This is a genomic window from Nocardioides aestuarii, assembly GCF_039527245.1.
In the GTDB taxonomy this organism is placed as follows: Bacteria; Actinomycetota; Actinomycetes; order Propionibacteriales; family Nocardioidaceae; genus Nocardioides; species Nocardioides aestuarii.
Genome location: NZ_BAAAJT010000002.1, coordinates 1,959,183 through 1,984,410, shown reverse-complemented (window position 1 = coordinate 1,984,410; position 25,228 = coordinate 1,959,183). Strand labels below are relative to the sequence as shown.

The following is a 25,228-nucleotide window of genomic DNA, read 5'->3' as shown; positions in this document are numbered from 1 at the left end:
GCGACGCACCCTACGACGGCATCCGGACGCCCCGCGTCCGCTTCAGGCGTGGTCGCGGAGGTAGCGGCCGAAGTGGGGGACGGTGAAGGCGATCCGGCCGCGCTCGCTGGAGTAGATCAGGCCCTTCTTCAGCAGGGCGTCGCGCGCGGGTGAGAGCGACTGGGGCTTCTTGCCGAGCACGGCGGCGACGTCGGCGGTCGGCACGCTCTCGATCTCGTCGAGCGGCTCCTGACCCTCCTCGGCGATCTTGAACGCGACGTCGGCCATGGCCCGGAGGTAGTCGCGCTCCCCCGGCGTGGCGCGCTCGAAGCGCGAGCCGAAGAACCCCACGGCCAGCTCCGACTCCGCCTCGGGGGCGGCGACGGCGACGTCGTCCTCGGTGATCGGGCTGCGCGGGGCACGGTCCCAGACCGCCTTGCCGTAGGCCTGGATGAAGTAGGGGTAGCCGCCGGTCGCGGCGTGCATCGCGGTCAGCGCCTCGGGCGTGTACGACGCGTCCTCGTCCGCGGCCGGCGCCGCCAGCGCGCGGTCGGCCGCCTCGCGCGGCAGCCGGTCGATGCGCTGATAGCGGAAGAGCCGCTCGGAGTAGGACTTGCTGGCGCTGAGCACGGCCGGCAGGTGGGGCAGCCCGGCGCCGACGACGATGACCGGCAGCCCGGACTGACTGATCTCGTGGCAGGCGGCGCAGAGCGCCGAGACGTCGTCGGGCCCGAGGTCCTGCATCTCGTCGATGAAGATCCCGATGCCCTTGCCCTCGTCGGCCGCGAGCCCGCCGAGGTCGGTGAAGAGCTCGACGAGGTCGATCTCGACGTCGCCGGAGTCGGCGCGGCCCTTGACCGCCGGCGCGTCGATGCCGGGGTTCCACTGGTCGCGCAGCTTCGCGTTCGGGCCCGCGTCGCGCTGGGCGAAGGAGCGGATGACGCCGAGGACGTGGGAGACCGACTCCTCGTCGCGGTGGCCGAGCTCGCGGACGGCCTGGTGGAGCGCGCTCGACAGCGGCCGGCGCAGCGACTGGTCGGGCCGCGCCTCGAGCTTGCCGGTGCCCCAGCGGCGGCGTACGGCGGCGGAGCGCAGCGCGTTGAGGAGCACCGTCTTGCCGACGCCCCGCAGCCCCGTCAGCACCAGCGACCGTTCCGGGCGGCCCGCGGCGACCCGCTCGAGCACGACGTCGAAGGCGCCGAGCTGCTCGTCGCGGCCGGCGAGCTCGGGCGGGCGCTGGCCGGCGCCGGGCGCGTAGGGGTTCCGGATCGGGTCCACGATCGGACCGTATCGATCTCTCTAGCGAGATCCGTAGATTTCGCTAGCGCGTGTCAGACAGCGCTCGGGGGCGCCCTCAGACCGCCTCGTGGCGACGGCGCAGCACGACCTCGTAGGCCGCGTCGAGGCCCTCGCGGAGGGTCTCGATCATCACCGGGACGTCGTCGACGCCGAGCCGGAAGGTCGCGGTGCAGACGTTGTCGCGCCACAGCGACAGCACCACGACACCGTCGTCACCGTCGCGGTCGTCGAGGTGGCAGGAGACCCGGAGCGCGCGGTCGCCGCCGCGGGCGTCGAGGAAGATCGACCCGTGGGCGGGGAGCGGGCGGACGTCGGCCATCCCTCATTCTGCGCCTGACCAGCGCGTTCTGTCACGGGTCCGGCCTAGAGTGACCCCGTGCCCGAGCTGCCCGAGGTGGAAGCCCTGGCCCTCGACCTGAAGGGCCGGTTCGCCGACCGCGCGCTCGCGAAGGTCCACGTGGTGGCGTTCTCGGCGCTCAAGACCTTCGACCCGCCGGTCCACGCGGTGGAGGGCTCCTTCGTCGACGACGTGACCCGCCACGGCAAGTTCCTCGACGTCTCCGCCGGCGGCCTCCACCTCGTGCTCCACCTGGCCCGGGCCGGCTGGGTCCGCTGGCGCGACGAGCTGCCGACGACCCCGCCGCGGCCGTCGAACAAGTCGCCGTTGGCGGTCCGCGTCGAGCTCGACGACGGCACCGGCATCGACGTGACCGAGGCCGGCACCAAGAAGAGCCTCGCCCTCTACGTCGTGCGCCAGCCGTCCGACGTCCCCGGCATCGCCAGCCTCGGGCCCGACCCGCTCGTCGACGACTTCACCCGCGAGGCGCTCGGCGCGATCCTGACGAAGGCCGGCCGCTCCCAGGTCAAGGGCGTGCTGCGCCACCAGGGCACCATCGCCGGCATCGGCAACGCCTACTCCGACGAGATCCTCCACGCGGCCCGGATGTCGCCGTTCAAGCCGGCCAACACGATCGTCGACGACGAGCTCACGACGCTCCACGACGCGATCGGGCGGGTCCTCGGCGAGGCGGTCGACCGCTCCCGCGGGCTGGCAGCGGCCGATCTCAAGGGCGAGAAGAAGACCAACCTCGCCGTCCACGGCCGGACCGGCCAGCCGTGCCCGGTCTGCGGCGACACCGTGCGCGAGGTCAGCTTCGCCGACTCCAGCCTGCAGTACTGCCCGACCTGCCAGACGGGCGGCAAGCCGCTCGCCGACCGCCGGATGTCACGGCTCCTCAAGTAGCCCCGGGTGGGGTGACGGCTCGACGCCGTCAGGGCTACCGTGGCGGGACCATGACCTCCCTCCCGCGCCACCCGGAGATCCCGAGCACCACGCTCGCCGACCTGCCCGACCCGCTGCCCGAGGGCCTCACGGTGCTCGACGTGCGCGAGCCCGACGAGTGGGTCCACGGCCACATCGACGGAGCGCTCCACGTCCCGATGATGGAGCTGCCGCAGCGCCGCGAGGAGATCCCCGAGGGGCAGGTCCTCGTCGTGTGCCGGGTCGGCGGACGCTCGCTCCAGGTCACCCACTGGCTCACCCAGCTCGGCGTCGACGCAGTCAACCTCGACGGCGGGATGATCGAGTGGGCCGCGGCCGGCCGCGCCTACGTCAGCGAGACCGGCCGGGAGCCACAGGTCGTCTGAGTCCGGGACCTCCGCCCCTGCCGCCGCGCTGCGCTCCGGCCCAGGCTGGGAGCAGGAGGTGGTGACGATGTCCGTCACGTCCGTCCCGACCGGAGCCCGCCACGTCCGCCGCGCCTGGCTCTCCCTGGCCCTGCTCCCCGTCGCCCTGGTCGCCGCGTTCGCCGTCGGCGAGGGGCTGGTCACGCTGCTGGGGGCCGAGCCGCACGGCGCGGAGGCCGCCCCGCTGTGGGTCGTGCTCCTCGCGTTCCCGCCGGCCTTCCTGCTCCTCTCGGTGCCGGCAGCCCTCGCCTGGCACCAGGCGCGGCTCGCCGCGGCGGAGGGCGACCGCCGCGGCCGCGTCCCCGCGGTCATCGGCGGCGTCGTCACCGGCTGGTTCCTGCTGACGAACCTGGCGTCGTACGTCGTGGACCTCGTGCGCTAGCGCCAGGGAGCAGGCAGCGGCAGGTCGAGCGCACGCGGCAGCCGCTCGAGGTAGTCCTCGCGCGGCACCTCGCGGACCCCCAGCGTGGCGAGGTGGTCGGTGACCCACTGGGTGTCGAGGACCCGGTGGTCGGCGTGCTCGTCGCGCAGCAGCTCCACCAGCCCGACCAGCGCCGCCTTGGACGCGTCACGCTCCCGGTGGAACATCGACTCGCCCGCGAAGAGCCCGCCGATCGCGACGCCGTAGAGGCCGCCGACGAGCTCGTCGTCGCGCCACGCCTCGACACTGTGGACCCAGCCGAGCTGGCCGAGCCGGAGGTACGCCGCCCGCACGTCGTCGTCGATCCAGCCGCCCGGGCGGCCGGGGTCGGCGCAGCCCGCGATGACCTCCGCCAGCGCCGTGTCGACCCGGATCTCGAAGCGCTTCAACGACGTGCGGAGCGAGCGCGTGACCCGGAGCGCGTCGAGTCCGAGGACTCCCCGCTCGAGCGGGCTCCACCAGCCCGGCGCGCCCGCTCCCTCGAACGGCATGGGGAACAGACCGCGGCGGTAGGCGTCGAGGATCGTGCCCGGCGCGAGGTCGGCCCCGATCGCGACCAGGTCGTCGTCGTCCGGCCACGACTCCACCGGCGGGAACGACCACGCCGTACGGGGTGGCTCGACGGGGGGCACGCGATCGAACCTACTGGGCTGCTCTCCGTAGGATCGCCTCATGGGCACGATGAGCACGATCAGCAGGCGTCTGGCTCCGCGCGTGACGGCGCTGGCGCCGAACCTGACCAGCACGTTCGTGCGCGAGGCGCTGCGCCGGGCGATCGAGGGCGTCGGACCGCTGCCCTCGGCAGCCGACGCGGCGGACACCCAGCTGCGCGAGCAGCACGGCGACGTCGAGCGGGCGATCCACGAGGTGATCGAGAACCACGTGCGCTACGCCGGCGCGCAGGGCTTCGTCACCAACCTCGGTGGCCTGGTGACCATGACCGTCACCGTGCCGACGAACATCACCGGCCTCGCGCTGATCACCTGCCGCATGGTCGCCGGCATCGCCCACCTGCGGGGCTACGACCTCGACGACCCGCGGGTCCGCAACGCCATCCTGGTCTGCATCCTCGGTGAGGGCTCGGTGAAGGACCTGGTCAAGGGCGGCTACCTGCCGGCGCCACCGATGGCGCTGGCCACCGCACCGGTCCACGACCCCGAGGTCGACCAGCGGGTCACCACCTACGTCGCCCGCGACCTGATCTCGCGCGTCGCCGGCAAGCGGCTGGCGACGACCGTCGGCCGCCGGGTCCCGGTCGTCGGCGGCGTCGTCGGGGCGAGCGCCGACGGCTACGCGACGTGGCGCATCGGCCGCTACGCCGACCGCGAGCTCCTGCCCCGCGCGAAGCGGTAGCCGCGGAGCGCGAGCCGCCCGACCCGGGAGGCCTGGAGCCGGCGGACGGTCTTCTCGCGCCAGCGATAGGTCGGTCGCAGGTAGGCCTTCTCCAGCTCGCGCTCGAGGTGACCGACCCGCTCGTGGAGGTCGTGCTCGACGTGCATGAGCCGGGCGTTGTCGACCAGCAGCGCCCGGATCGCGTCGATCGCCGCGTCCGCGACCTGGGCCTCGTCGGGGTGGTCGGGGTCGGCCCAGTCGGCCGGCGGCGGGTCACCGACGAGGTCGTCGAGGTCGCCGCACACGTCGTAGCCGCGGTCGCGGACGGTGTCGATCCACGACTGCTGGAGCGGGGCGACCCACGCATGGTCGGCCGGGGGCAGGTTCAGCCGGGGTGAGCGGCGGCGGCGCGAGAGGGTCTGGTGGGCGAGCAGCTCGCGGACGAGCGGGCGGTAGTCGGCCGGCGGGACGACCTTGTTGGCCTTGACGTTGATCCGGCGGACGACGGTCGTCTCGGGCACGCCGAGGGACGGGTTGGCGCGCTCGGCCTCGACGTCGAGCTCGAGGTCGTCGAGCCCGAAGGTGGTGCTGAACCGCTGCCACAGCAGGTCGGGCGGGCTGCCGGGCCGCGGCACCGTCACCAGGTGGACGCGCTCCGCCGGCAGGCCGGCGGCCCAGCGGTCGAGGATGTCGGGGACCTCCTGGACGCCCCAGAACCAGCTGCCGATCGGCGTCGCCCGCTCGGGGTCGCGGACCTGGGCCAGGAACTTCCCGTAGGGCAGCTCACGACGGTGCTTGACGTTCTCCTGCCACTCCGCGGGGATCTGGCGCACCAGGTCGCGCACCGACAGGACGACGTGGATCTCGGTGTCGGGGTGGCCGAGCGAGGCCATCGCCCGCTCGGCCTGGGCGCGCGAGGCGATCGCGAGGATCTCGTGGCTGATGATCGCGGTGCCGTCGGGGTGGCGGTCGTGGAAGTGTCGGACCTTCTCCGCGAGCGCGTCCCACGCGCCGACCGCCTCGTCCTCCAGCCCGCCCCACGGCAGCTGCATCAGGTCGAGGGCTGCCAGGAAGTGGGCGTCGAACCGCTCGGCGGGATAGAGGACGCCCTGCTTTCGCAGGATCCGCTGGTTGCGGAACAACACGTCCTGGAAGTGGCTCGTGCCGGTCTTCGGCGTGCCGACGTGGAGCAGGACCCGACGGGTCACGGTGTCCTCCTCACGATTCGTCCCTCGGCGTCCCGAGCAGCAGCCGGACCGCCAGCGCGAGGGTCCGCGACGACGCGGCCGCTCCGACGCCGGGGTTGTCAGCAGGGCGCTCGGTCGGGCGCACGAGCGCCGGATCGCCGTGCACACGATAGCGACCCCGGGTCAGCTCGCCGACCATGTGCTCCGCACGTCCGGTGACCCACTCCCGGTGGCGCGGCGGCACGACCAGCGCGGGCCCGTCGTCGGTCTCGAGCCACGGCCTCAGCACCTCGGTGGTCAGCCGCGCGCGACGTGGCGGCCTCGCCATCGGCCGCAGGGCCGACGCCACCCGGCGACCCAGGTCCGCCGCCGCGGCGGAGAGCACCGGCCGGTCCGGCAGGCGTCGTACGCCGAGCAGGCCCGCGGCGAGCGCAGGGTCCGTCACGACGTGCACCGCCCGACGGTCGACGCCGGCGTCGAGCTCGCGGCGCGCGAGCCGGGGCAGGTCGACCTGCTCGGGCAACCGGCCCTGCCGGACGGTGGCGGCGAGCCACTCGTGCCACGGCGGCGCGCCGTGGCGCAGCGACTGGGCGGTCCAGAGGTCCACCAGGAGCTGGCCGGTGTCGGTGCCGACGATGACGACCCGTGGGTGTCGGCCACCGGGCGGGCGGCCGTCGGCGACGAGGTGGCGGCGCAGCGGCACCACGACCTCCGGGTCTCCCCGGAGGTGGTAGCGGGTGCGCCACACCCGCGGCCGGAGCACCTCCGGTGCGGGCTCGAGGGTCGTGCTGGCGAGCCGCTGGGCGAGCAGCACCGACGCGAGGCGTGCCAGCTCGCCGTCGGGGACGTCCGCGGGGTCGACCGGGCGTGGCCCGTGGTCGGGCACGTCGCCACCGCCGACGAGCGGCAGCGAGGGCCGGCTGCGCCGGGGCGGGTCGGAGGCGACGACGGTGGTCGCGAGCTCGGCGCCCACGCCGCCGGCGAGGTTGAGACGTCGGAGCAGCTCGAGCTGCTGGGCGCCGGGCACCACCTCGGCGCACGGCTCTGCCTCGCCCGACCAGTCGGCCCACGGCGTCGTACCGCCGTCGGTGAGGTGGGCGACCCACCCCCAGGCGCGACGGTTCACCGGGCTATCACCGGGACCGCAGGCGGCTGACGTTCTGCCGGAGCCGCGAGGTCAGCTGCTGGTCGGGGTCGGGACGGCTGGCCGCCTCGCTGGTCATCGCCGCGAGCGCGCGCATCGCGACGCGCAGCCGCTGGCGCGGCTTGACGTGGTCGGGGTCGGCCCAGTCCTCGGGGGTCGCCTCCCGCGGCACCAGGTCGCGGACGTCGCCCACGACGTCGATGCCGGCCTGCTCGACCCACTCGACCCACTGCTGACCGCGCTCGACGACCCACTCGTGGTGGTCGGGTGGGAGCAGGATCCGCGGGCTCTTGCCCTGGACCAGCTCCTCCTCGGCCAGCATCTGCCGGATCAGGCCGTCGTAGGCCGCCTCGCGGCGTACCTTCCGGTCGAGCTTCTTGTTGAGCTGGCGCAGCACCGCGGTCTCGGCGACGCCGAGCGAGGCGTTGGCGCGCGTGCTCTCCTCGGGTGCCCACGACGACTCGATCCGGGTCGCGCGGCAGAACCGGTCCCAGAGCGACTCGCCCTTGCGGTCGAGCGGGACGGTCACGAGGTGGATGTTCTCGGGCGGCACGTGGGCACCCCAAGTGCCGAGCACCGAGGGCAGGTCGAAGGCACGCGAGAACCAGGTTCGGCCGCGCTGGCTCTTCTTCAGGAACTTCTGGTAGCGCCAGGTCCGGCCTTGCTTGATGCTCTCCTGCCACGCCGCCGGCAGCTGGCGGGCGAGGTCGCGGGCGGTGTAGACGACGTGGACGTCGGCGCCGTCGGCGAGGTCGTTCATCGCCCGCGCGACGTGGTGGGAGCGGGCCGGTGCGAGGATCTCGTGGCTGACGATGACGGTCCCGCTGCGCTTGTCGATGCGCTTGACCAGCTGGTCCCAGCTGCCCTCGGCGTGCCCGGGTGCGCCGCCCCAGTCCTGCCCCAGCAGGTCGAGCGCGGCGCGGAACTGGAAGAGACCCGGACTCACCAGCGGCGACTTCGTCGGGAAGTGGACGTCGTGGTCGGACAACCGGGCCGCGTTGAGCGTCAGCCGGTCCTGCAGGTAGGTCGTGCCGGTCTTGGGTGCCCCGATGTGGAGGTAGACCGTGCGACTCATGCGGGCGATTGTGCCAGCGGGGGGTGCGGGCCGTGGTGTGTGGGTAACTGCGGATCCAGTGCGCTTCCCACGGGTTCTGACGCGTGGGAAGCGCACCGGATCTGGCGTTAGCCGCAGATTTCAGGCCCCAGCCAGCGCCCGTACGACGGCGGAGGGGCTGGGCCGACCCAGCACCCCGGCCATCCAGGTCGAGGTCTCGACGACGGCGCCGAGGTCGACGCCGTGCTCGATGCCGAGGCCGGTCAGCATCCAGACCAGGTCCTCGGTCGCGAGGTTGCCGGTCGCCGACTTCGCGTAGGGGCAGCCGCCGAGGCCACCGGCGCTGGCGTCGAAGGTGGTGATGCCGCAGCGCAGGGCCGCGTGGGCGTTGGCGAGCGCCTGGCCGTAGGTGTCGTGGAAGTGCATCGCGAGCCGGTCGGTCCCGACCCCGGCCGCCTCGAAGCCGGCGACCAGCGCCTTGACGTGGCCGGCGGTGCCGACGCCGATCGTGTCGCCCAGGCTGAGCTGGGTCGCGCCGAGGTCGAGCAGGCGGGTGCCGGCGGTGACCACCTGGTCGACCGGGACGGTGCCCTCCCACGGGTCGCCGAAGCACATCGAGACGTAGGCCCGGACGTCGAGCCCGGCGTCCAGCGCGCGGCGTACGACGGGCTCGAACATGGCGTACTGCTCGTCGAGGCCGCGGTTGAGGTTCTTCTGCGCGAAGGTCTCGGTCGCGGAGCCGAAGATCGCGACGTGGCGCAGCCCCAGCTCGAGCGCCCGGTCGAGGCCGCGTTCGTTGGGCACCAGCACGGGCAGGTCGACGCCCTCGTCGCCGAGCAGCCCCATCAGCTCGGCCGCGTCGGCCAGCTGGGGCACCCACCGCGGGTGGACGAACGACGTCGCCTCCACGACCGGCAGCCCGGCGGCCAGCAGGCGGCGTACGAACTCGGCCTTGGCCTCGACGGGCACGACCGCCTGTTCGTTCTGGAGCCCGTCGCGCGGGCCCACCTCGTAGATCGTGACCCGCTCCGGGAGACCGGCCTCGGGCTGCACCATCGGGAGCGTCATGACTCCTCCACCACGAACAGGGTCGCGCCCAGCGCCACGCCCGCGCCGGCGGTCGCGCCGACCTCGGTGACGGTGCCGTCGAAGGGGGCCTTCAGGGCGAGCTCCATCTTCATCGCCTCCAGCGTCCCGAGGACCTGGCCCTCGGTCACGCGGTCGCCGGCGGACACCCGTACGTCGAGCACGGTGCCGGGCATCGGGGCCGTGAGCGTCCCGTCGGAGACCGCGGCGCTGCCCGACATCCGGTCGGGCCGGGTGAAGTGGAAGCGCTGGCCGTGGAGCGCGACGTCGACGAAGTCGCGCTGGGCGTTGATGGCCGAGCGCACGACGTGGCCGTCGACGACCGCCTCGAGGACGTGGTCGGCGGCGCTGATGGTGCGCACGAGCACGCCGTTCGCCGTGCCGGCCGCGCGGTCGACGACGACGTCCTCGTCGAGCTCGACGAGCGTCGGTGCCGGGTCGCCGCCGAGTCGGAATCCGTCGGCCTGGAACGGGTGGCCGGTGTCCATCGAGGTCAGCAGGGCCGAGGTCCACGCGCCGAGCAGCCGCGCGGTGGTCGGGTCGGGCGCCGGGACGTCGTTCCGGTCGAGCCACGCCGTGTCGATGCCTGCGTCGCGGAACTCGTCGCTCGCGACGAGCGTGCGCAGGAAGCCGGCGTTGGTCGTGAGCCCGAGCACCGCGGTCTCGTCGAGCGCGGCCACCAGCGCCTGCCGGGCGGCCTCGCGGTCGGCGCCGTGGGCGATCACCTTGCCGAGCATCGGGTCGTAAGCCGTCGAGACCGTCTGGCCGCTCTCCAGGGCCTGGTCGACGCGGACGCCGGTCAGGCCCGTCGGCCAGCGCACGATGCTCGCCGTGCCGGCCTGGGGCAGGAAGCCGCCGAAGGAGTCCTCGGCGTAGACCCGGGCCTCGATCGCGTGGCCCTCGCGGCGGACCTCGTCCTGGCTCAGGCCGAGCGGCTCGCCGTCGGCCACCCGGAGCTGGAGCTCGACGAGGTCGAGGCCGGTGACCATCTCGGTGACGGGGTGCTCGACCTGGAGCCGGGTGTTCATCTCGAGGAAGTAGAACTCGCCGGTGTCGTCGTCGAGCAGGAACTCCACGGTGCCGGCGTTGACGTAGCCGACGTGGCGGGCGAGGTCGACCGCCGCCGTCGTGATCGCCGTGCGCTGGTCGTCGGTCAGCGTCGGGGCGGGCGCCTCCTCGAGGACCTTCTGGTGGCGCCGCTGGGTCGAGCAGTCGCGCTCGTGGAGGTGGAGCACGGTGCCGTGGCTGTCGCCGACGACCTGCACCTCGATGTGACGCCCGCGCTCGACGTACTTCTCCACGAGCATCGTGTCGTCGCCGAAGGCGGACAACGCCTCGCGCTTCGCGGCTGCGACGGCCTCGTCCATCTCGCCCGCGGAGCGCACGATCCGCATGCCCTTGCCTCCGCCACCGGCGGCTGCCTTCACGAGCACCGGGTACGACGCGTCGTCGCCGGTCGGCACGACCGGCACGCCCGCGGCGACCGCCAGCTCGCGGGCGGCGTCCTTGCGTCCCATCTGCTCCATGACCGCGGCGCTCGGGCCGACCAGGGTGACGCCGGCGGCCTCGAGGGCCGAGGCGAAGTCGGCGCGCTCGGAGAGGAAGCCGTAGCCGGGGTGGACCGCGTCGGCGCCGCTCTCGACGGCCGCGGCCACGACGGCGTCGACGTCGAGATAGCTCGGGACGCGGACGGCATCGCTCGCGGCGTGGACGTGGGGGGCAGCGGCGTCGAGGTCGGTGAAGACCGCGACGGTGCGGATGCCGAGTCGCTCGGCGGTCCGCATGACGCGCAGGGCGATCTCGCCACGGTTGGCGATGAGGAGGGTCTTCATCAGCTCACATCCGGAAGATGCCGTAGGAGGGGTCCGGCACGGGTGCGTGCGCCGTCGCGGCGAGGCCCATGCCCAGCACGCGGCGGGTGTCGGCCGGATCGATGATGCCGTCGTCCCAGAGTCGTGCGGAGGCGTAGTAGGGCGAGCCCTGGGTCTCGTACTGCTCCCGGATCGGCGCCTTGAACTCCTCGTCCTGCTCGCGCCCGGCGACGGTCGCGAGCACGGTCGCGGCCTGCTCGCCACCCATGACGGAGATCCGCGCGTTGGGCCACATCCAGAGGAAGCGAGGGTCGTAGGCGCGGCCGCACATGCCGTAGTTGCCGGCGCCGAACGAGCCGCCGATGACGACGGTGAACTTGGGGACCACCGAGCAGGCGACCGCGGTGACGAGCTTCGCGCCGTCGCGGGCGATGCCGCCGTTCTCGTACTCCTTGCCGACCATGAAGCCGGAGATGTTCTGGAGGAACACCAGCGGGATGCCGCGCTGGTTGCACAGCTGGATGAAGTGGGCGCCCTTGAGCGCCGACTCGCTGAACAGGATGCCGTTGTTGGCCACGATGCCGACCTCGTGACCCCAGATCCGCGCGAAGCCACAGACGAGGGTGTCGCCGTAGAGCTGCTTGAACTCGTGGAAGCGGCTGCCGTCGACGACCCGGCGGATCACCTCGCGCACGTCGTAGGGGGTGCGGGTGTCGGTCGGGACGACGTCGTAGAGCCCGGCCGGGTCCTCGGCCGGCTCCTCCGGTCTCGACTCGCTCGCTGCGCTCGCGGCCCGACCACCGACCGGCGGCAGTGTCGAGATGACGGACCGCACGATCGCGAGCGCGTGGGCGTCGTCCTCGGCGAGGTGGTCGACCACCCCCGACGTCCGCGCGTGGACGTCGCCGCCACCGAGCTCCTCGGCGGTGACGACCTCACCGGTCGCGGCCTTCACCAGCGGCGGGCCGCCGAGGAAGATCGTGCCCTGATCCTTCACGATGACGGTCTCGTCGGACATCGCGGGGACGTAGGCGCCGCCCGCGGTGCACGAGCCCATGACGCTCGCGACCTGCGGGATGCCTCGGGCCGAGAGGTTGGCCTGGTTGAAGAAGATCCGGCCGAAGTGCTCGCGGTCGGGGAAGACCTCGTCCTGCATCGGCAGGAACGCGCCCCCGGAGTCGACGAGGTAGAGGCACGGCAGCCGGTTCTCCCCGGCGATCGTCTGCGCCCGGAGGTGCTTCTTGACCGTCATCGGGTAGTAGGTGCCGCCCTTGACGGTCGCGTCGTTGGCGACGACCACGCACTCGCGGCCGGCGACCCGGCCGATGCCGGTGACGACGCCGGCGCTCGGCACGGCATTGACATCACTGTCGTCACGCCCGTACATGCCGTACGCCGCCAACGGGCTCAGCTCGAGGAACGGGCTGCCCGGGTCGAGCAACCGGTCGACCCGTTCACGGACCAGCAGCTTGCCCCGGTCGGTGTGCTTGCGCCGGGCGCTCTCCGAGCCACCCTGCCGGACGGTGGCGAGCCGCTCCCGCAGCTCGTCGACCAGCTCTCTCATCTCGGCCACCCGCCAAGGTTAGCGATCGTTAACCTACGGCGCCAGCGCGGCCGCGTGGTTCGTGACGGTAGAAAGGCGCCATGGACGACAACGTGGACATGACCGGTGTGGCTGACGCCGACCGAGCCACCCTGCAGGAGCTGTCCCAGCGGCGTCTCCTCGAGCTGGCGCGGGAACGTGACGTCCGGGGGCGCACCGGCATGGACCGCGAGGCGCTCGTGGAGGCGCTGCTGCCCGCGGACCCGGAGGACGGCCGTGCCGACGGCATCCCCCGCACCGGCGACGTGCAGCGTCCGGCGGGTTCGAGGTTCGAGGCGTTCCGCGAGCTCGCCGAGGCGCGCGCCCGGGGCGAAATGGTGTTCCTGCCGCGGCTGCTCCAGGGGCACGACCGGAGGCTCCACGTCCGGCAGACCGTCCGGGAGGACCACCAGGTCCGGATCGCCAACCACGACCAGGAGGCCGAGGAGAAGTTCGCCAAGCTCGACGCCTCGCTGTTCTCCTTCTTCCGCGGCACCTGCCTGCTCTTCTTCCGCGACATGGCCGGCGAGGACGCGTGGATGCCCACGGTCCTCACGCTGGGCGACGTCCACCCCGAGAACTTCGGGGTGATGCCGAGCTACGACAACGTCCCGATCTTCGGCTCCAACGACTTCGACGAGGCCTTCTACGCACCCTTCACCTGGGACCTCAAGCGCGGCGCGACCGGGTTCGTCATCGCGGCCGGCGAGGTCGGCGACCACGGACCGAAGCGTGCCGCCAAGATCGTGCGCGCCTTCGTCCGCGGCTACCTCGAGGCGCTGCGCGGCTACGCGGGGGCCGGCCAGGAGGACCGCGAGCAGATCCGGCAGGACAACGCGCCGGAGCTCGTCGCCTCGCTGATCGACGACGCGCAGCAGAGCCGGGCCGACTGGCTGGAGCGCAAGTACCTCGACGAGTACAAGCGTGGCTTCCGTGCCGACGAGGAGCACCTCCCGGTCAGCCACCGGCGCGAGGAGTTCCAGGAGGCCCTGCACCGCTTCGTCGACGAGAACGACGTGGACGTCCCCGACCGGACCCCCGGGATGAAGGTCAAGGACGTGTGCATCCGGCTCGGGCAGGGCACCCAGTCGCTGGGTCTCCCCCGCTACTACCTGCTGGTCGAGGGACCGAACGCCGACGGGTCCGACGACGTGATCATCGAGTTCAAGCAGGCTCGACGCTCGGCACTGGCGGGCCTCGTGCCGCCCTCGGAGTTCACGCTCGACGGCAACGCGGAGCGGATCAGCCATGCCCAGGGGGTCCACCTGGTCCGCGGTGACCGCTTCTACGGGGCCGTCGAGCTCGACGGCCTGAGCTTCATGGTGCGCGAGCGCGCGCCCTACCGCGAGAAGATCGACCTCTCGGACCTCTCGAAGAAGGAGTGGTCCACCTACGCCGGCATCTGCGGGCGCTCCCTGGCCCACTCGCACGCGATGTCCGACGAGTCCGGGCTCCTGGACTACGACGTCGAGCCCGCGATCCTCGCCGCGGCCGGGGCCGACGACCTCTTCGTCGACGACATCGTCTGCTTCGCCGCCGAGGCCGCGGACCGCGTACGTCGCGACCACGAGCACTTCCGGACCGACTACCGCCTGGGCGCCTTCAGGACCATCGACCACGTCTTCCGGTGAGGCGGGCGGGACTACACCCTTTCGTGTGCAGACCTAGCGTGGCGGCATGACCGAGAACGGAGACCGCGACCACCTCGTCCGCCTGATGGAGGACATGCCGATCGCCATGTTCACGACCTTCGGCCCGGAGGGGCCGCGGACCGTCCCGATGGCGCGGCAGGAGGTCGAGCCCGACGCCGAGATGTGGTTCATCACCGCCCGCAGCACCCAGCACACCCACGCGATCGCCGCCGACCCCCGGGTCGCGCTGTCGTTCTCGTCCCGCGACGCCTGGGTGGCGCTGACCGGCCGGGCCGAGGTCGTCGACGACACCGACAAGCTGGCCGAGCTGTGGAACACCTTCGCGGAGGCGTGGCTCCCCGGCGGCCCGGAGAACCCGGACGCCGTGCTGCTGCGGGTCGACGTCGAGCAGGCCGAGTACTGGGACACCCCCGGCGGGAAGGTCGCGTCGCTCCTCAGCTTCGCGAAGACCAAGCTGACCGGCGAGACCTACGACGCGGACCACGGGACCGTCACGCCCTGACGCCGCCCCGGGCGTGACCGACCGCACTCCCGGTCGCAGACCAAAGTCGGTCGCGCCCGTCGGCGCCAGTTCCTACGCTGGCGCGGTGAGCACCGGAACCGTTCCCGACCCGAGCACCGACCCTGCTGACGGGGGGCAGGTCACCGCCGACGACAAGCTCGACCGCAGGGTCCTCATGGTCGCCGGCGTCGTCGTCCTCGGCGCGATCATGTCGATCCTCGACATCACCGTCGTCTCGGTCGCGCTGGAGACCTTCCAGCGCGAGTTCGACGCGGACACCAGTGCCGTCGCCTGGACGATGACCGGCTACACGCTCGCGCTCGCCGCAGTGATCCCGATGACCGGCTGGGCGGCCGACCGGTTCGGCACCAAGCGCCTCTACCTGCTCGCGGTCGCGCTGTTCACCGTGGGCTCGGTGCTGTGCGCGATGGCCACCTCCCTGTCGATGCTCGTGACCTTCCGCGTCCTCCAGGGCCTCGGCGGCGGCATGCTGATGCCGCTCGGCATGACGATCCTCACCCGCGCCGCCGGTCCCGAGCGGGTCGGCCGCGTGATGGCCGTGCTCGGGATCCCGATGCTGCTCGGCCCGATCTTCGGCCCGATCATCGGCGGCACCCTGATCGACAACGCCTCGTGGCACTGGATCTTCCTCATCAACCTGCCGATCGGCATCGCGGCCATCATCTACGCCGCGGTCGTGCTGCCGAAGGACCACGTCGAGCCCTCGGAGTCCTTCGACTTCGTCGGCATGCTGCTGCTCTCGCCCGGCCTGGCGGCCTTCCTCTACGGCGTCTCGTCGATCCCCGAGCAGGGCACGGTGATGGCCGGCAAGGTGCTCGCCCCGGCGATCATCGGGCTGGTCCTGATCGCGGCCTTCGTGCCGTGGGCGCTGCGCAAGGCCAACATCCACCCGCTGGTCGAGCTGCGGCTGCTCAAGAACCGCAACATGACCGTCGCGCTGGTCGCGATGTCGCTGTTCGCCATCGCCTTCTTCGGTGCCTCGCTGCTGTTCCCGCTCTACTTCATCCAGGTCCGCGGCGAGACCGCCGGCTTCACCGGCTGGCTGCTGGCCCCGCAGGGCGTCGGCGCGATGCTGACGATGCCGCTGGCCGGCGTGCTCGCCGACAAGATCGGTCCGGGCAAGATCGTGATGACCGGCATCGCCACCATCACCGTCGGCATGGGGATGTTCACCCAGATCGGCCCCGACACCGGCTACGCCTACCTGCTCGGGGCGCTGTTCATCATGGGCCTCGGCATGGGCGGCACGATGATGCCGATCATGACGGCCGCGCTCGCGACGCTGACCGACCACAACGTCGCCCGGGGCTCGACCCTGCTCAACATCCAGCAGCAGGTCGCGGCCTCGATCGGCACCGCGCTGTTCTCGGTGATCTTGACCAACGAGCTGAAGGACTCGCGCTTCGTCCAGGCCGGCACCGCCCTCCAGCAGGCCGGCGGCGACCAGACGCAGGTCGCGGCGATCCTCCAGCGGTTCGGGATCAGCCCCGACCAGCTCGGCTCGCTCGAGACGCTGGTCCGCAGCGACATGGCCGACGCCTTCGCGACCGTCTTCGTCGTGGCGACCCTCCTGGTCGCCTGCTGCCTGATCCCGGCCTTCTTCCTGCCGCGCAGGAAGGTCGCTCCCGTCGACCCGACCGTGATGGCCGGACACTGACGGCCCACGGGCCGGGGTGAGACACCCACCCTCCGGGGTTAGCGGACGCTAACCTCGGAGGGTGACCACCCAGGCGACCGGCACCCGGCGCGAGCAGCTGCTCGCGACCGCGGCCGAGCTCTTCGCCGCCCGCGGCTTCCACGGCGTCTCCGTCGCCGAGATCGGCGCGGCCGTCGGCATCTCCGGTCCGGCGCTCTACAAGCACTTCCCCGGCAAGGACGCGATCCTCGCCGAGATGCTGGTGGCGATCAGCCAGGAGCTGCTGTCGGTCGGACGTGCACGCGCCGGCGCGGCCGGTGGCGGCGTACCCGCCCTGCAGGCGCTGGTCGACTGGCACGTCGACTTCGCACTGCGCCACCGGGCGCTCATCGTCGTCCAGGACCGCGACTGGGAGTCGTTGCCACCCGAGGCCAGGGAGCAGGTCCGGTCGTTGCAGCGCGCCTACGTCGATGTGTGGGCCGCCGAGCTCGCGCACGTCCACGACGGGCTGCCGCTCGACCGGGGGCGCGCCATGGCCCACGCCACGTTCGGCCTGATCAACTCCACTCCCCACAGCGTCCTCCTGCCCGAGCCGGAGATGCGTGCGCTGCTCACCGGGATGGCCCTCGGCGCCCTCGGGGTGTGATCGACCGTTGCTGGCTAACGTCGGCTCCGGCGCGCTCCCCACGGGTTCTGACCCGTGGGTAGCGCACCCGATCTGACGTTAGCCACTCAGATCAGCAGCGCGCGGCGCAGGTGATGCAGGTGCGGGCCTCGGGGCGGGCGTCGAGGCGGGCGGGGTCGATGTCGCGGCCGCACACCGCGCACCGGCCGTAGTCACCCGCGTCGTACCGGACGAGCGCCGCGTCGAGCTCGGCGAGGCGGTGACGGGCCTGCCGGAGCAGCGAGTCGACCTGCGACCGCTCGAAGGCGATGGTCGCGCCCTCGGGGTCGTGCTCGTCGTCGGCGTTGGTGTCACGGGAGGCGGCCACGAACCCGTCGTGGTCCTCGGCGAGCGCGGCCAGTCGACGGCGCAGGACCACCCGCTCGGCCTCGAGACGGTCGCGCGCGCTCACTGGTCGGCCTCGGTCAGCAGGTCAGCGGCGACCCGTACGGCCTCGGCGGCCACGTCGAGGTCGAGGTCGAGCGGGTCCGGCGGGGCCTCGGCCGACGCCCCTGAGGCGGCGTGGACCCGGGCCAGGAGGTCGTCGCGCTCCAGGCCGCGCAGTGCGACGAGCACGAACGGGTCGGCTTCGAGCAGCCACCCGATCTGCTGGAGGACGGCGATGCCGTGGCGGCAGGGGTCGGTCCACGGCTCGCAGGTGCAGCGGGTCGCCAGCTCGCCGCCGTAGGGCAGCAGCTCGACCCCGACCTCCTCGGCGTGCTCGACCAGGCCGTGGGGGAGGTCGCCGGCGAGCAGCGCCGCAACCCGGCCCGACTCGGCGGCCACCGTCTCGACCAGGGACTCGGTCGCGGCGCCGTCGAGCACCGGCACCGACCCGGTCACGGTCGCGACGGCGTCACCGTCCTCGACCGAGGCGAGGAAGCCGCCCGGCTCGACGGCGATGCCGCCGACCTTGCCGGCGCGGGCGAGGGCCCGGCCCTTGCGCAGGTCGTCGTCGCCGTAGGCCGCCTCCTCGACGGCGCGCAACCAGGCTTTGCCCCACCAGGACCGGGCGCGGGCAGCGCCCGCGGTGCGGGGGGCGATCCGGGCGTGGGTCGGCATCAGTCCGGCTCCCGGCCCGCGTCCGGCCTCAGCGTCACCAGGTCGCGCAGCTCGCGATCGGTGAGCTCGGTCAGCGCGCCCTCGCCGCCGACGAGCACCGCGTCGGCGAGCGCCTGCTTGCGCTGGAGCAGCTCGGCGACCCGCTGCTCGATGGTGCCGGTGGTGATCATCCGGTGGACCTGGACCGGTCGGGTCTGGCCGATGCGGTGGGCCCGGTCGCTGGCCTGCTCCTCGACGGCGGGGTTCCACCAGCGGTCGAAGTGGACGACGTGGTCGGCCTGGGTGAGGTTGAGACCGGTGCCGCCCGCCTTCAGTGAGAGCAGGAAGACGGGGACGTCGCCGCTCTGGAAGCGGGCGACCATCGCCTCGCGGTCCCTGACCGGCGTCCCGCCGTGGAGCAGCTGGTGGGGCACGCCCTGCTGGTCGAGGTGACCGGCGAGCAGCCGCGCCATGGCAACGTACTGGGTGAAGACCAGCACCGCGCCGTCCTCGGCGAGGACGGTGCCGACGATCTCGTCAAGCAGGTCGGTCTTCTCCGACGACTTCCGCAGCGAGCCCTGCTTGAGGAAGTGGGAGGGGTGGTTGCAGATCTGCTTGAGCCCGGTCAGCATCGCGAGGACCAGGCCGCGGCGGGCATGCTCGTCGGCGCGCTCGATCCGGTCCATCGCGTCGCGGACGAAAGCCTCGTAGAGCACGACCTGCTCGCGGGTCAGCGACAGCAGGTGGTCGGTGTCGGTGCGCGGCGGGAGCTCGGGTGCGATGCCGGGGTCGGACTTGCGGCGGCGCAGCAGGAACGGCGAGACCAGCTCGCGGAACCGGGCCGTCACGGCCGGGTCAACGCCCGACTCGATCGGCGCCGCCCACACCCGGCGGAAGGCCTGGCGCGAGCCGAGCAGGCCGGGGGTCGCCCAGTCGAGCAGCGACCACAGCTCGGTCAGCTCGTTCTCGACCGGGGTGCCGGTGAGGGCGACCCGGGCCTTGCTGGGGATCGTCCGGAGCGCGCGGGCCGTCGCCGAGCGGGAGTTCTTGACGTGCTGGGCCTCGTCGGCGACCACGAGGTCCCACGGCACTCCTGCCAGCACCTCGGCGTCCACCCGCATCGTGCCGTAGGTCGTCAGGACGAACCCCGGCTCCGGGCCCGAGAGCCCGGCGAGGTCGCGGGCCGAGCCGTGGAAGCGGCGGACGGGGACCCCGGGCGCGAACTTCTCGACCTCGGCCTGCCAGTTGCCGAGCAGGGAGGCCGGGCAGACGACGAGCGTCGGGCCGGAGCCGCCGTCACGCCCAGCGCGGTGGAGGGCGAGCGCGATCAGGGTGATCGTCTTGCCGAGGCCCATGTCGTCGGCGAGGCAGGCGCCCAGGCCCAGCGAGGTCAGCTGGTCGAGCCAGGTCAGGCCCTGGCGCTGGTAGTCGCGCAGCGTCGCCGTGAGCCCGGCCGGCACCTCGACCGGGGGCTGGTCGACCGCCGACAGCAGCTGGTCGCGGACCTTCAGCAGCGAGGCCCCGACGATGACCTCGCTGGCGTCGGCGTCGGACCCCTCGACCTCGGCAACGCCCGAAAGCGCCGCGGCGACCGCCTGGGCCGGCGTCGCGGTGCGGATCAGGCGCTTGCGGGCCTTGCGGGCCAGCGACGGGTCGACGACCGCCCACTGGCCGCGCAGCCGCAGGACCGGCGTCGCGGAGGCGGCCAGCTGGTCCATCTCCTCGTCGGTGAGCGGGTCGCCGTGGAGGGCGAGCTGCCAGTTGAAGGAGAACAACGCGTCCTGGGTCAGCATCCCGGTCTGGAGGGGCGCCTCCTGCGGCCCCTCGAGGCCCGGACGGCGGTCGAGGACGGCGGTCGCCGTCAGGTCGCGGCCGAGGCTGCGCGGCCACATGACGTCGACCCCCCGCGCTCCGAGCGCCGCGACCCCGCCGTCGAGCAGGCTGACCAGCTCGTCGGTGTCGAGAGTGATCTGGTCGGGGACGCGCAGCTCCAGCAGGCGGTCGAGCGGCGACCAGGCCTCGGCCGCTGACCGGAGCGCGATCGCGGCGTGGGTGCGGGCCCGGTCGCCGAAGCCGTGCTCGACGCCGTCGCCGGTCCAGAGCAGGGCGGCGTCGCACAGCCGCATCGGGTCGTGCTCGTCGTGGACCTGGGGCACGACCCGCACCGCTCCGGCCCTCAGCTCCTCCTCGTCGGCCTCGATGCGCAGCGAGAGCCGGACCAGCTGGGCCAGGGACGAGGAGCTCGCGCCCTGCTCGTGGTGGCGCAGCCGCGTGGCGAGCCGCTCGCGGAAGTCGGGCCTCGGGCGCGCGGGCGCCACGGGGCGGGCCCGAGAGGGCGCCGGTGCGGACCGGGGGACCGCGTCGATGACCGCGGCGACCACGTCGTCGACCAGCTGACGGGCCGGCTCGTCGTCACCGGCGAGGCGGCGTAGGCGCTCGGCGTCGTCGGCGCCCGGGCGCGGCCGCCACGTCGCGCCGTCGGGCTCGAAGCCGCCGGCCGCGACGATCCGCAGGCCGAGCAGCGCCGCGCCCGCGATCAGCCGGACGCTCGGGTGGGCCTCGTCGCGGGCAGGCGCGCGCGTGAGGACCGGCAGCGCGCCACGGATCGGCATCGCGACCGTCCGGCCGCCCCCGGTGAACTCGACGACGCCCTCGCGAGGGCTGTCGGCCGCGCGGAAGGTCGCGGGCCCGGAGACGGGGACGAAGCTCAAGCGGGACACCTCTCGGCCGGCCGGTGGGAGCAGGACCGTGACGGTAACGCCCGGCACCCACACGATCGTTCCCGTCTCCTAGGGTCGGCCGCATGGACGTCAGTGACCTGCTCGCCGCCCACCCCGTCGTCGACGGCCACAACGACCTGCTGTGGGAGGCGCGGGAGCGGGCCGGCTACGACTTCGACCGGCTCGACGTGGGCGCGGGCGGGACCCCCACCCACACCGACCTGCCGCGCCTGGCCGAGGGCGGGGTGGGCGCGCAGTTCTGGTCCGTCTACGTCCCCTCGCGGCTGCCGGGGGCGGACGCGGTGACGGCGACGCTGGAGCAGGTCGACGCCGGCCACCGGATGGTGGAGCGCTACGGCGACCGGCTGGCGCTGGCGACCACGGCCGACGAGATCGAGGCGGCCTGGCGCTCCGGGCGGATCGCCTCCCTGCTCGGAGCCGAGGGCGGCCACTCGATCGACTCCTCGATGGGAGCGCTCCGGGCGCTGTTCGACCTCGGCGTGCGCTACCTGACGCTGACCCACAACGACAACACCCCGTGGGCCGACTCGGCCACCGACGAGCCGGAGGTCGGCGGGCTCTCGCCGTTCGGGATCGAGGTCGTGAGGGAGATGAACCGGCTCGGGATGATGGTCGACCTCTCCCACGTCGCGGCGACGACGATGCGTGCGGCGCTCGACGCGACCGAGGCGCCGGTGGTCTTCAGCCACTCCTCGGCCCGGGCCGTCACCGACCACCCCCGCAACGTCCCCGACGACGTCCTCGGCCGACTGGCCGGCAACGGGGGCCTCTGCATGGTCACCTTCGTGCCGTCGTTCGTGAGCAGCGCCTGCGCGGAGTGGGACCTCGAGTTCCGTCGCCAGTGCGCCGAGCGGGGGCTCGACCACCTCGATGCCTCGGAGTTCGGCGAGGAGTACAAGCGGACGAGCCCCGAGCCGACCGCGACGCTCGACGACGTCGTCGCCCACGTCGAGCACGTCCGCGAGGTCGCCGGCATCGACCACCTCGGGCTGGGCGGCGACTACGACGGCACCGATCGCCTGCCCGAGGGCCTGGAGGACGTGACGGGCTACCCCCGGCTCCTCTCCGCGCTGGCCGACCGCGGCTGGTCGTCCGACGACCTGGCCCGGCTGACCTGCCGCAACCTGCTGCGGGTCATGCGCGGCGTCGAGTCGGCTGCCGCCGACCTGCGCACGCGGCGTACGCCGTCCCTGGCGAGGATCGGCGACCTCGACCGCTGAGCGGACGCCCGTGGACCGCCGCCCGCGTCGGTGGGAGGGTGGGGGTGAACACGGTCACTCGCTCGGGAGGTCACAGTGGTCGACGTACGACGGTCCGGCGTGCTGCCGTGGGTGCTGGCGGCGGTCCTCGCCGTGGTGCTCGTGGTGGTCACCCTCAACCGGAGCCAGCCCAGCGCGGCGGCCGCGGAGCTGCTCGACGGCCAGCAGCTGAAGATCCTGGCGCCCGCTGACCCCGGCGGCGGCTGGGACGGCACCGCCCGCGAGATGCAGGCCAGTCTTCAGGAGCTCGTCGGCCGCACGGAGGTCTACAACGTCGGCGGCGCCGGCGGCACGATCGGCCTCTCCAACTTCCGCAACCTCGACGGCCAGCCCAACCAGCTGATGGTGATGGGCCTGGTGATGGTCGGTGCGATCGCCTTCAACGACTCGGCCGTCACGCTCGACGAGGTCACGCCGATCGCCGAGCTCACCACCGAGCCGCTGGTGATCGTCGTGCCGGACGACTCCGACATCCAGACCATGGAGGACCTCTCGGCCGAGATCGAGCGTGACGTCGAGGGCGTCTCCTGGGCCGGCGGCTCGGCCGGCGGGGCCGAGCAGATCCTGGCCGGCCTGGTCGCCCAGGACCTCGGCGAGGAGCCCGCCGACATCAACTACATCGCCCACGACGGCGGCGGGGAGGCGATCGCGACGCTGCTGTCGGGCAGCGCGACGACCGGCCTGTCCGGCGTTTCGGAGTTCCTGCCGCAGATCGAGAACGGCGACCTGCGCGCGATCGCGGTCTCCGGACCCGAGCGGGTGGAGTCGCTGCCGGACACCCCTACGCTCATGGAGGCCGACGTCGACGTCGAGCTCACCAACTGGCGCGGCGTGGTCGCCCCGCCCGGCATCACCGAGGAGGAGCGGCAGGCGCTCGTCGACCTCGTCGACGACATGGTCGCCTCCCCCGAGTGGGAGGACGCGCTCGCCCGGCAGGGCTGGACGCCCGACGTGAAGACCGGCGACGAGTTCGCCGGGTTCCTCGACGACGAGGTCACCCGCGTCGAGAAGATCATCGACGAGCTCGGCATCTGAGGGGACGGACATGCCAGACACTCCGGCGCGCAAGCGCGCCAGCTCTCTCAACGTCCGCGGCGACCTGGTCGGCGACGAGGGTGCCGAGCAGCTCCACGTCGACGACGACCGGACCCAGGCCCTGGCCACGATGGGCTTCGGGCTGCTGCTCGTGGTCCTCTCGGTGCTCGTGATCGCCCAGGCCGTCCGGCTCGACAACGGTGGAAACGCCGTCGGGCCCGCGACGGCCCCGTGGGTGGTGGGCGTGGGCATGCTGGTCGTCGGCGCGCTCACGGTGGTCCGCGGCCGCCGCGACATGGGCGTCTGGGAGGTCTCCGACCACACCACCGGCCAGGACTGGAAGCGGCTGGGCGTCCTGCTGGGCGCGCTCCTCGTCTTCGCCGTCATCGTGCCGTTCCTGGGCTACGTCGTGTCCGCGACGCTGCTCTACGCCGTGACCGCCGGGGTGCTCGGCGCCCCGCGCCGCGGCCAGATGGTCGCCGTCGGCTTCTGCGTCGCCGCCCTGGTCTACCTGCTCTTCGACGTCGCCATCGGGATCACCCTCCCGGCCGGCCCCTGGGGGTTCTGAGATGGAGTCCTTCTCCCTGCTCCTCGACGGCTTCGGCGACGCGCTGACGCCGACCAACCTGCTGCTCGCCCTGCTCGGGGTCACGATCGGCACCGCCGTCGGCGTGCTCCCCGGGATCGGGCCGGCCCTCACCGTCGCCCTGCTGCTGCCCATCACGTTCACGCTCGACCCGACCGGGGCGCTGATCCTCTTCGCCGGCGTCTACTACGGCGGGATGTACGGCGGGTCGACGACCGCGATCCTGCTCAACACCCCCGGGGAGAGCGCCTCGATGGTCGCGGCGCTCGAGGGAAACAAGATGGCACGCTCCGGGCGTGCGGCCTCCGCGCTCGCGACGGCGGCGATCGGCTCGTTCGTCGCCGGGACCATCGCGACCGTCCTGCTGACCTTCCTCGCCCAGCCGATCGCCGACATCGCGGTCGGCTTCACGCCCGCGGACTACGCCGGGTTGATGGCGATCGCCTTCGTCACGGTCGCGACCCTGCTCGGCTCCTCGCCGCTCAAGGGACTCGGGAGCCTGCTGCTCGGGCTGGCGATCGGGCTGGTCGGGATCGAGAGCCAGAGCGGCCAGGCGCGGCTCACCTTCGGCATCCCCACGCTGCTCGACGGGCTCGACGTCGTCATCGTCGTGGTCGCGCTCTTCGCGATCGGCGAGGTCTTCCAGATGGCGCTGCGCGGCGGCGCCCGCGACACCGTGATCCCGCTGGAGGGCCGGACCGTCCTGACGCGCGAGGACTTCCGTCGCTCGTGGCCGGCCTGGTTGCGGGGCACGGCGTTCGGGTTCCCGATCGGCGCGCTGCCGGCGGGCGGCGCGGAGATCCCGACCTTCCTCTCCTACGCGACGGAGCGGAAGCTGTCGAAGCATCCCGAGGAGTTCGGCCACGGTGCGATCGAGGGCGTCGCCGGGCCCGAGGCCGCCAACAACGCGGCCGCGGCGGGTGTGCTCGTCCCGCTCCTGACGATCGGCCTGCCGACCTCGGCGACCGCCGCGGTGATCCTCACGGCCTTCCAGTCCTACGGCCTGCAGCCCGGGCCACTGCTCTTCACCGAGTCCGGGCCCCTGGTCTATGCACTGATCGCCAGCCTCTACATCGGCAACGTGATGCTGCTGGTGCTGAACCTGCCGCTGGCGCGGGTGTGGGCCAGGCTGCTGCAGATCCCGGCCTACGCCATCTACGGCGCGATCATGGTGCTCGCCACGCTCGGGACCTTCGCCTCCGGCGGCGGGCTCGCCGACCTCGCCGTGCTCTACGTCCTCGGCCTCCTCGGGGTGCTGATGGCGACGGCCGGCATCCCGGTCGCCCCCGCGGTCGTCGGGCTGATCCTCGGCCCCCTGTTCGAGGTCCAGATGCTGCGCGCCGTGCTGCTCGAGGGCGGCAGCGTCAGCGGTCTGTTCGCCGGCCCGCTGTCGATCACCCTCTGGGTCGTCGCCGGCCTCGGCCTGGTGGTCCCCCTCGTCGTCGGCGTCCTGCGCCGCAGCCGGGACGCCGAGACGTCGACCCCTCCGGCCAGGACCCCCAGCCGCTGA

The 25,228-nt window shown here is 73.0% G+C and carries 24 protein-coding genes; 12 read left to right on the top strand and 12 right to left on the bottom strand.

Annotated features, from left to right (window positions below):
* Positions 1–42: 42 nt before the first annotated feature.
* Complete coding sequence (locus tag ABD091_RS10095) at positions 43–1,257, bottom strand: ATP-binding protein (protein WP_343917964.1); 1,215 nt, start codon at positions 1,255–1,257, stop codon at positions 43–45.
* Between the two features lie 76 nt (positions 1,258–1,333).
* Positions 1,334–1,597 (bottom strand): hypothetical protein, encoded by a 264-nt coding sequence (locus ABD091_RS10090; RefSeq protein WP_343917962.1) that lies wholly within the window; start codon positions 1,595–1,597, stop codon positions 1,334–1,336.
* Positions 1,598–1,654: 57 nt separating this feature from the next.
* Here ABD091_RS10090 and ABD091_RS10085 point away from each other — a divergent pair, with 57 nt between their 5' ends.
* The 3 genes from ABD091_RS10085 to ABD091_RS10075 all read left to right on the top strand — a co-directional run bounded on the left by ABD091_RS10085 (position 1,655) and on the right by ABD091_RS10075 (position 3,346).
* Positions 1,655–2,521, top strand: a complete 867-nt coding sequence (locus tag ABD091_RS10085; protein WP_343917960.1) for an Fpg/Nei family DNA glycosylase — start codon at positions 1,655–1,657, stop codon at positions 2,519–2,521.
* A 50-nt stretch (positions 2,522–2,571) separates the two neighbouring features.
* On the top strand, positions 2,572–2,925 hold the full coding sequence (locus ABD091_RS10080) for a rhodanese-like domain-containing protein (RefSeq protein WP_343917958.1): 354 nt from the start codon (positions 2,572–2,574) through the stop codon (positions 2,923–2,925).
* Between the two features lie 67 nt (positions 2,926–2,992).
* Positions 2,993–3,346 (top strand): hypothetical protein, encoded by a 354-nt coding sequence (locus tag ABD091_RS10075; RefSeq protein WP_343917956.1) that lies wholly within the window; start codon positions 2,993–2,995, stop codon positions 3,344–3,346.
* On the opposite strand, the gene aat is transcribed toward ABD091_RS10075, so the two are convergent.
* Positions 3,343–4,017, bottom strand: coding sequence for a leucyl/phenylalanyl-tRNA--protein transferase (gene aat / locus ABD091_RS10070; RefSeq protein WP_343917954.1), 675 nt, complete (start codon positions 4,015–4,017; stop codon positions 3,343–3,345). The genes ABD091_RS10075 and aat overlap by 4 nt on opposite strands.
* A 40-nt stretch (positions 4,018–4,057) precedes the next feature.
* On the opposite strand from aat, the gene ABD091_RS10065 reads away from it, so the two are divergent.
* Positions 4,058–4,738, top strand: coding sequence for an EcsC family protein (locus ABD091_RS10065; RefSeq protein ID WP_343917952.1), 681 nt, complete (start codon positions 4,058–4,060; stop codon positions 4,736–4,738).
* Here ABD091_RS10065 and ABD091_RS10060 read toward each other — a convergent pair.
* From ABD091_RS10060 to ABD091_RS10035, 6 genes are all read right to left on the bottom strand, one after another.
* Positions 4,699–5,925: a hypothetical protein gene (locus ABD091_RS10060; protein ID WP_343917950.1), complete on the bottom strand. Its 1,227-nt coding sequence runs from the start codon at positions 5,923–5,925 to the stop codon at positions 4,699–4,701. The two genes, ABD091_RS10065 and ABD091_RS10060, sit on opposite strands and share 40 nt — an antisense overlap.
* 10 nt (positions 5,926–5,935) lie before the next feature.
* The gene (locus ABD091_RS10055) at positions 5,936–7,030 is read right to left on the bottom strand and encodes a hypothetical protein (RefSeq protein ID WP_343917948.1); all 1,095 of its coding nucleotides are present in this window, start codon (positions 7,028–7,030) and stop codon (positions 5,936–5,938) included.
* A gap of 7 nt (positions 7,031–7,037) precedes the next feature.
* On the bottom strand, positions 7,038–8,123 hold the full coding sequence (locus ABD091_RS10050) for a hypothetical protein (RefSeq protein ID WP_343917946.1): 1,086 nt from the start codon (positions 8,121–8,123) through the stop codon (positions 7,038–7,040).
* A 120-nt stretch (positions 8,124–8,243) separates the two neighbouring features.
* Positions 8,244–9,170 (bottom strand): hydroxymethylglutaryl-CoA lyase, encoded by a 927-nt coding sequence (locus ABD091_RS10045; RefSeq protein ID WP_343917944.1) that lies wholly within the window; start codon positions 9,168–9,170, stop codon positions 8,244–8,246.
* Positions 9,167–11,020 carry an ATP-binding protein gene (locus tag ABD091_RS10040; RefSeq protein WP_343917942.1) on the bottom strand — a complete coding sequence of 618 codons (1,854 nt, stop codon included), beginning with the start codon at positions 11,018–11,020 and terminating at the stop codon, positions 9,167–9,169. Before ABD091_RS10040 ends, ABD091_RS10045 begins: the two co-directional genes overlap by 4 nt.
* Positions 11,021–11,024: 4 nt before the next feature.
* Entirely contained in the window at positions 11,025–12,563 is a 1,539-nt protein-coding gene (locus tag ABD091_RS10035) for a carboxyl transferase domain-containing protein (protein ID WP_343920928.1), read from the bottom strand.
* 80 nt (positions 12,564–12,643) lie between these two features.
* On the opposite strand from ABD091_RS10035, the gene ABD091_RS10030 reads away from it, so the two are divergent.
* The 4 genes from ABD091_RS10030 (at position 12,644) to ABD091_RS10015 (ending at position 17,038) form a co-directional block, all read left to right on the top strand.
* A complete protein-coding gene (locus ABD091_RS10030; protein ID WP_343917940.1) occupies positions 12,644–14,212 on the top strand; it encodes a DUF2252 domain-containing protein in 1,569 nt (522 codons plus the stop codon).
* Positions 14,213–14,258: 46 nt separating this feature from the next.
* Complete coding sequence (locus tag ABD091_RS10025) at positions 14,259–14,735, top strand: pyridoxamine 5'-phosphate oxidase family protein (RefSeq protein ID WP_343917938.1); 477 nt, start codon at positions 14,259–14,261, stop codon at positions 14,733–14,735.
* Positions 14,736–14,820: 85 nt separating this feature from the next.
* Complete coding sequence (locus tag ABD091_RS10020) at positions 14,821–16,413, top strand: DHA2 family efflux MFS transporter permease subunit (RefSeq protein ID WP_343917936.1); 1,593 nt, start codon at positions 14,821–14,823, stop codon at positions 16,411–16,413.
* A 61-nt stretch (positions 16,414–16,474) separates the two neighbouring features.
* Entirely contained in the window at positions 16,475–17,038 is a 564-nt protein-coding gene (locus ABD091_RS10015; RefSeq protein WP_343917934.1) for an SACE_7040 family transcriptional regulator, read from the top strand.
* 91 nt (positions 17,039–17,129) lie between these two features.
* Here the strand turns inward: ABD091_RS10015 and ABD091_RS10010 are convergent, their stop codons facing one another.
* Genes ABD091_RS10010 through ABD091_RS10000 form a run of 3 tightly spaced genes read right to left on the bottom strand, consistent with a single transcriptional unit; the run spans position 17,130 to position 20,817 of the window.
* Entirely contained in the window at positions 17,130–17,468 is a 339-nt protein-coding gene (locus tag ABD091_RS10010; RefSeq protein WP_343917932.1) for a TraR/DksA family transcriptional regulator, read from the bottom strand.
* A complete protein-coding gene (locus ABD091_RS10005) occupies positions 17,465–18,118 on the bottom strand; it encodes an SWIM zinc finger family protein (RefSeq protein ID WP_343917930.1) in 654 nt (217 codons plus the stop codon). Before ABD091_RS10005 ends, ABD091_RS10010 begins: the two co-directional genes overlap by 4 nt.
* Positions 18,118–20,817 carry a DEAD/DEAH box helicase gene (locus ABD091_RS10000; RefSeq protein WP_379189995.1) on the bottom strand — a complete coding sequence of 900 codons (2,700 nt, stop codon included), beginning with the start codon at positions 20,815–20,817 and terminating at the stop codon, positions 18,118–18,120. The genes ABD091_RS10005 and ABD091_RS10000 overlap by 1 nt, the downstream gene beginning before the upstream one ends.
* Positions 20,818–20,900: 83 nt before the next feature.
* On the opposite strand from ABD091_RS10000, the gene ABD091_RS09995 reads away from it, so the two are divergent.
* From ABD091_RS09995 to ABD091_RS09980, 4 genes are all read left to right on the top strand, one after another.
* Positions 20,901–22,058 carry a dipeptidase gene (locus ABD091_RS09995; protein WP_343917926.1) on the top strand — a complete coding sequence of 386 codons (1,158 nt, stop codon included), beginning with the start codon at positions 20,901–20,903 and terminating at the stop codon, positions 22,056–22,058.
* A gap of 75 nt (positions 22,059–22,133) precedes the next feature.
* The gene (locus ABD091_RS09990) at positions 22,134–23,132 is read left to right on the top strand and encodes a Bug family tripartite tricarboxylate transporter substrate binding protein (protein ID WP_343917924.1); all 999 of its coding nucleotides are present in this window, start codon (positions 22,134–22,136) and stop codon (positions 23,130–23,132) included.
* Between the two features lie 10 nt (positions 23,133–23,142).
* Positions 23,143–23,700 carry a tripartite tricarboxylate transporter TctB family protein gene (locus ABD091_RS09985; RefSeq protein ID WP_343917922.1) on the top strand — a complete coding sequence of 186 codons (558 nt, stop codon included), beginning with the start codon at positions 23,143–23,145 and terminating at the stop codon, positions 23,698–23,700.
* 1 nt (position 23,701) lies between these two features.
* Positions 23,702–25,228, top strand: a complete 1,527-nt coding sequence (locus tag ABD091_RS09980; protein WP_343917920.1) for a tripartite tricarboxylate transporter permease — start codon at positions 23,702–23,704, stop codon at positions 25,226–25,228.

What these genes read in the sequence shown, in the direction of transcription:
- ABD091_RS10090 (WP_343917962.1), bottom strand. Translation starts at nt 1,597, where the DNA reads ATGGCCGACGTCCGCCCGCTCCCCGCCCACGGGTCGATCTTCCTCGAC.
- ABD091_RS10080 (WP_343917958.1), top strand. Translation starts at nt 2,572, where the DNA reads ATGACCTCCCTCCCGCGCCACCCGGAGATCCCGAGCACCACGCTCGCC.
- ABD091_RS10075 (WP_343917956.1), top strand. Translation starts at nt 2,993, where the DNA reads ATGTCCGTCACGTCCGTCCCGACCGGAGCCCGCCACGTCCGCCGCGCC.
- ABD091_RS10065 (WP_343917952.1), top strand. Translation starts at nt 4,058, where the DNA reads ATGGGCACGATGAGCACGATCAGCAGGCGTCTGGCTCCGCGCGTGACG.
- ABD091_RS10050 (WP_343917946.1), bottom strand. Translation starts at nt 8,123, where the DNA reads ATGAGTCGCACGGTCTACCTCCACATCGGGGCACCCAAGACCGGCACG.
- ABD091_RS10045 (WP_343917944.1), bottom strand. Translation starts at nt 9,170, where the DNA reads ATGACGCTCCCGATGGTGCAGCCCGAGGCCGGTCTCCCGGAGCGGGTC.
- ABD091_RS10040 (WP_343917942.1), bottom strand. Translation starts at nt 11,020, where the DNA reads ATGAAGACCCTCCTCATCGCCAACCGTGGCGAGATCGCCCTGCGCGTC.
- ABD091_RS10035 (WP_343920928.1), bottom strand. Translation starts at nt 12,563, where the DNA reads ATGAGAGAGCTGGTCGACGAGCTGCGGGAGCGGCTCGCCACCGTCCGG.
- ABD091_RS10030 (WP_343917940.1), top strand. Translation starts at nt 12,644, where the DNA reads ATGGACGACAACGTGGACATGACCGGTGTGGCTGACGCCGACCGAGCC.
- ABD091_RS10025 (WP_343917938.1), top strand. Translation starts at nt 14,259, where the DNA reads ATGACCGAGAACGGAGACCGCGACCACCTCGTCCGCCTGATGGAGGAC.
- ABD091_RS10005 (WP_343917930.1), bottom strand. Translation starts at nt 18,118, where the DNA reads ATGCCGACCCACGCCCGGATCGCCCCCCGCACCGCGGGCGCTGCCCGC.
- ABD091_RS09995 (WP_343917926.1), top strand. Translation starts at nt 20,901, where the DNA reads ATGGACGTCAGTGACCTGCTCGCCGCCCACCCCGTCGTCGACGGCCAC.
- ABD091_RS09985 (WP_343917922.1), top strand. Translation starts at nt 23,143, where the DNA reads ATGCCAGACACTCCGGCGCGCAAGCGCGCCAGCTCTCTCAACGTCCGC.
- ABD091_RS09980 (WP_343917920.1), top strand. Translation starts at nt 23,702, where the DNA reads ATGGAGTCCTTCTCCCTGCTCCTCGACGGCTTCGGCGACGCGCTGACG.